This is a genomic window from Thomasclavelia sp. (genome assembly GCF_017889095.1).
GTDB lineage: Bacteria > Bacillota_I > Bacilli_A > Erysipelotrichales > Coprobacillaceae > Thomasclavelia.
Genome location: NZ_JAGHEW010000290.1, coordinates 1 through 5,479, shown reverse-complemented (window position 1 = coordinate 5,479; position 5,479 = coordinate 1). Strand labels below are relative to the sequence as shown.

Sequence of the window (5,479 nt, the reverse complement as noted above, 5' to 3'; positions counted from 1 at the left end):
TTGTCTTAATGGCAATTTCATCATACTTTTCCGTTCATGCCCTAGCAAATACAATGAAAACGGAATTGTATTTAATTAATATTATTAGTGTTATAGTAATTTTAGTTATTTTCTATTTTGCTTATCAACTTTCAGTATTTGTTTTTAAGAAAAAATCTCTTAGTGTTTATTTCTAGACCTGGAATTAATATTTCAGGTTTTTTTCTTGACAAATAGAATTAAGTGATATAATATTATTATCGTGATAAATAATTATTAGGAGGGGTGATGGTGGAAAAAGAAATTTTGGACAAGCTAAAAGAGATTGAAAGGCAGGAAAATTTCAAAATTATTTATGCTTGTCAACAAGGTTCAAGAGCGTGGGGGTTCGCTTCAAAGGACAGTGATTATGATGTTCGTTTTATTTACATTAGGTCATTAAAGGATTATATGGAAACTGATCATAAAGATTATGTTGATTATAATGATGGCTTGTTGGATATTAGCGGAGTTGATCTATATCGAGCTATTCATGGAATTTATTTATCTTTACCAGCAATATTAGAGTGGTTATATTCACCTAAAGTTTATTTTACGACACCGTTATTTGAAGAATTGAAAGAGGTTTCGAAAAGGTATTTTGATGGATATAAAATGGCTTCTAGTTATCGGTCAATTGCAACAATGCATTACGATCGAATTGAAGGTAAAAAAGATGTAAAAATTATTGATTACTTTTATTCGATTAGGGCATTACTTGCTTGTTTGTATATTTTAGAAAACAATCAAATGCCACCACTTGATTATTCTTCTTTGGAAAAAGAAATGCTCAAAGATGAAAATTTACTTAAAGATATGCAAGAAATATTAGAGTTGAAGTTGACTAAGGATCAAAATGTCACTATTCCTTTAAAAACATCATTGAATTGTTATATTGTTGATAGTATTTTTAAAGTTTCACAAAGACTAGTAGATTATCAATTTAATGATTTAAAAGAGAAACGACCGCTAAATGATGTTTTTATTAAAGCATTACAAACTTACGAGGGGGAATTATATGATCAAACTAGAAAATCTAAATAAAAGCTTTGGAGCGTTACATGTTTTAAAAGATATTAATTTAACTGTAAATGAAGGTGAAAAGTTAGTTATTTTAGGTCCTTCTGGTTCTGGTAAGTCAACGATGATTCGTTGTATTAATTTTTTAGAAGAACCAACCAGTGGAACAGTTACTATTGATGGAAAAGTAATGACAAAAAAGAATAAAACGAGTATTGTTCGTGATAATGTAGCGATGGTTTTTCAGCAGTTTAATTTATATCCACATAAAACAGTTTTAGAAAATTTAATGTTGGCACCAGTAAAACTGCAAAAAGTACCTAAAGAAGAAGCGAAAAAAACAGCAATGATGTATTTAGAAAAAGTAGGATTAGCAAATAAAGCAGATGCTTATCCTGAACAATTATCTGGTGGTCAACAACAAAGAGTAGCGATTGCCAGAGCATTAACGACAAAACAAAAAATTATCTTATTTGATGAACCGACTAGTGCTTTAGATCCGGAAATGGTTCAAGAAGTATTGGATGTAATGGTTAATTTGTCAAAAGAAAATATTACGATGATATGTGTTACTCATGAAATGGGTTTTGCTAAACAAGTAGCCGATCGGGTTATTTTTATGGATGGTGGCGTTATTTTAGAAGAAGGGACACCAGAACATTTCTTTAATAATCCAAAACACGATCGAACTAAATTGTTTTTAAGTAAGATATTAAGATAGGGGGAATTTTAAATGAAATTATTTAAAAGATTAGTAGTATTATTAATGGTTTTGACATTAGGATTAACGGGATGTAGTTCTAATGATTCAAGTGATAAATCAGCATTAGATAAAATCAAAGATGCCGATGTAATTAAAATTGGGGTAAAATCTGATGTACCGAATTTTGGGTTACAAAATACATCAACTAATGAATATGAAGGTTTAGAAATTGATTTAGCTAAAGAAATTGCAAAAGAAATTTTAGGTGATGAATCTAAAGTTGAATTTACAGCAGTAACAGCTAAAACAAGAGGACCATTGTTAGAAAAAGGTGAATTAGATATGGTCATTGCAACTTTTACAATTACTGATGAACGAAAAGAAACATATAATTTTTCAACACCATATTATGAAGATCCAGTTCAATTATTAATTAGAGAAGAAGATAGTGATAAATATACGACATTAAAAGATTTTGATGGAAAAACTATTGGTGTCGCTAAATCATCTACAACGAAAGAAATTTTAAGTGAAGAAGCATCTAAATTAGGAATTACTTTGAATTTTAATGAATATGATTCATATCCTGATATTAATACGGCTTTAGATGGTAAACGAATTGATTGTTTCTCTGTTGATGGATCAATTCTAAGAGGGTATTTAACAGGACATAAATTATTAGACGATAAATATGCACCACAAGAATATGGTGTGGCAACAGCTAAAGAAAATACAGATCTAGCTGATGAAGTAGATAAAATTATTGGAGAATTAAAAGATAGCGGCAAATTGGATGAAATGGTAACTAAGTGGGGATTAGACTAATGTTTAATTTTGACCAATATCAACGCATCTTTGCAAATTTGGATTTATTTGTAGATGGTTTGTTAGTAACTTTTAAAGTTGCTTTGCTAGGATTGATTTTAGCATTAATTTTAGGAATTATTTTTGGAGTTATGTCCTGTAGTGAAGTTAAAATTTTAAAAGCAATCAGTCGAGTATATGTGGAATTTTTCCAAAATACACCTTTACTAGTTCAAGTATTCTTTATATACAATGTTTTACCTTTAGTTAACGTTGTATTATCAGTTGAAATGTGCGGGATCGTTGGCGTAGGTATTTACCATGGTGCTTATATTAGTGAAGTAGTTAGAACGGGAATCATGGCAATTGATAAAGGTCAAAGTGAAGCTGCGATGAGTCAAGGTTTTTCAACGATCCAAACGATGCGATATATCATTTTACCACAAGCAATTAGAATTATTTTACCACCACTTACCAATCAAGCGGTTAATTTAATTAAAAATACCTCAATTCTAGCAATAATTGCTGGTGGTGATTTGATGTATCAGGCGGATAGTTTCTCTAGTACTTATTTAATTTATGTGCCAGTATACTTATTTACCGGATTACTATATTTTATCTTGTGTTTTCCACTTACAACATTATCAAGATGGTTAGAGGAAAAATCAAAACAAGGCTATGCTAAAAGCAGTATCGAGGTGGGATAATGGAAAATATATTTACGACAGATAATCTAATCTTTGTATTAAACGGATTGTTACTAACGTTAGAAATATCAATTACGACAATCATAACTAGTTTGATCTTTGGAACCCTTTTAGCTTTGATGCGTACTTATGGAAACAAACTAGTTAAAATAATTGCTACTATTTATATTGAATTTTTTCGAAATACGCCAAACTTGTTATGGATTTTATTAGTTGCTTTTTCAGTTACCTTTGTTGATTCGCCTTATCTTAAAGGAGTCTTTTCCTTCACCTTGTTTACTTCCGCTGTTGTAGCTGAAGTAATCCGAGGTGGGTTAAATGCAATTGATAAAGGACAGTTTGAAGCCGCGGCAAGTCAAGGATTTAATTTTAGACAAACATTATGGTATATTATTATGCCACAATGTATCCAACTAATTGTTCCTAGCTTAGTTTCACAAATAACAACAATTATAAAAGATACTTCTTATTTATCTCAAGTCGCTACTCCAGAATTTTTGTGGCAATGTAAAGTAATTATGGGAAGTGTCACGGTTACTAGTACAATGTTTGTTATTTTTGGAAGTATCGCTTTTACCTACTTTGTCATTAACTTTTCTATTTCCCTGTTAGCTAGGATGCTACAAACTAGTAACCATCTTGCAAGAGGATAAAGATAGGACACTAGTTCTATCTTTTTAAATATATTTATGAAAAAAATACCATTACCGGGATTAAGAATAATAAAATCGTCAATTGCAGTTGCTATTTGTGTTATTGTTCATCATTTTATTGGTTTAGGAGATACTCCTTTTTATAGTGCAATTGCCACTTTATGGTGTATGCGTCCTTTTATCGAAAATAGTTTTAAAATGGCAAAACAACGAATCTTAGGAACCCTTATTGGAGCTGTTTATGGCTTTGTCCTAATTATATTGAGATTAAATTTAAAAAATATTGATCAATTATATTATTATTTAATTTGTGCCTTTTTAGTTGGTTTAGTTTTATATACGACAATATTATTTAATAAAAAAGAAACATCATATTTTTCTTGTGTCGTATTTTTAAGTATTGTTATTAATCATAGTGAAAATATCAATGGCTTATTTTTCGTATTTAGTCGAACATTTGATACAATCACGGGAATTATTGTAGCTATTGTCGTTAATAGCTTTAGAATTCCCTATTACAAAAATGAAGATATTTTATTTATCTCCGGATTAGATGATACTTTACTTACTGTTCAAGATACTCTTACAAGTTATAGTAAAATAGAACTAAATCGGATGTTAGAAGATGGTGCAAAATTTACAATCTCTACTTTACGAACACCAGCTAGTATTCGTGAAGTGTTACAGGGAATTAAATTGAATTTGCCAGTTATTGCTATGGATGGTGCAGTTTTATATGATATCAATAATAATCATTTTGAACATTTTATTCCTTTAAAACCTGAAATAGTAATTAAATTAAAAGAGCTTTTAAATAAATATCCGATTAATTATTTTACAAATGTTATAATTGATGATCGTTTAGTTATTTATTATCAGGATTTTTTCAATCCAGCTGAAGAAAAAATCTATCAACAATTAAAAAAGAATCCCTATCGTCATTACATTAAACAAACTGCTTTTGAAAATGATAAAGTTGTTTATATCATGATTATCAATAATCAAACAATAATTAAACAAATATATCAAGACTTAAAACAACAACTGTCTAACCAGATTAAAATTTTAATGTATCCATCTAAAGATTATCCTGGATATTATTATCTAAAAATCTATGATCCTATGGCAACTAGAGAAAACATGAATGAATATTTAAGAAAAAAAATTAATGCAAACAAAATAATAACTTTTGGAAGTATTAAAGACAAATACGATATTTTAATTAGTTCTAATAATTCTAATCAAGTAGTACGTACTTTAAAAAAATTATACGAACCCTACTTCTTTAAAAAGTAGAAATTTGTTGGCAAAATAAATAAAAATGCTATAATCATGATATTGGAGGCAGGAAGATGAAAAGAGGAAAAGGAATTATTGAGGAATTTAAAAAGTTTATTACTCGTGGCAATGTCATGGATATGGCAGTTGGGGTAATTATTGGGGGTTCTTTTACAACCATTGTTACTTCATTAAATAATGATATTATTGCACCAATATTAGGGATTTTTGGTGGTGTTGATTTTTCAAATTTAAAATTAGTATTAGGCAGTGGCGCTAATGCACCAGTGCTAGCT

Annotated in this window: 7 protein-coding genes; all 7 read left to right on the top strand. The window is 29.2% G+C overall.

What is annotated here, in order from left to right:
- Positions 1–270: 270 nt before the first annotated feature.
- Positions 271–1,062 (top strand): nucleotidyltransferase domain-containing protein, encoded by a 792-nt coding sequence (locus tag J7M77_RS12890; RefSeq protein WP_296879221.1) that lies wholly within the window; start codon positions 271–273, stop codon positions 1,060–1,062.
- Positions 1,037–1,759, top strand: a complete 723-nt coding sequence (locus J7M77_RS12885) for an amino acid ABC transporter ATP-binding protein (protein ID WP_296879219.1) — start codon at positions 1,037–1,039, stop codon at positions 1,757–1,759. Before J7M77_RS12890 ends, J7M77_RS12885 begins: the two co-directional genes overlap by 26 nt.
- Before the next feature lie 12 nt (positions 1,760–1,771).
- On the top strand, positions 1,772–2,566 hold the full coding sequence (locus J7M77_RS12880; protein ID WP_296879217.1) for a transporter substrate-binding domain-containing protein: 795 nt from the start codon (positions 1,772–1,774) through the stop codon (positions 2,564–2,566).
- Positions 2,566–3,252, top strand: a complete 687-nt coding sequence (locus J7M77_RS12875; protein WP_296879215.1) for an amino acid ABC transporter permease — start codon at positions 2,566–2,568, stop codon at positions 3,250–3,252. Before J7M77_RS12880 ends, J7M77_RS12875 begins: the two co-directional genes overlap by 1 nt.
- Entirely contained in the window at positions 3,252–3,905 is a 654-nt protein-coding gene (locus tag J7M77_RS12870; protein ID WP_296879213.1) for an amino acid ABC transporter permease, read from the top strand. Before J7M77_RS12875 ends, J7M77_RS12870 begins: the two co-directional genes overlap by 1 nt.
- A gap of 36 nt (positions 3,906–3,941) precedes the next feature.
- Entirely contained in the window at positions 3,942–5,201 is a 1,260-nt protein-coding gene (locus J7M77_RS12865; RefSeq protein WP_296879211.1) for an HAD hydrolase family protein, read from the top strand.
- 56 nt (positions 5,202–5,257) lie between these two features.
- A partial coding sequence (gene mscL, locus J7M77_RS12860; RefSeq protein ID WP_296879209.1) for a large conductance mechanosensitive channel protein MscL occupies positions 5,258–5,479 on the top strand: 222 nt, incomplete at its 3' end.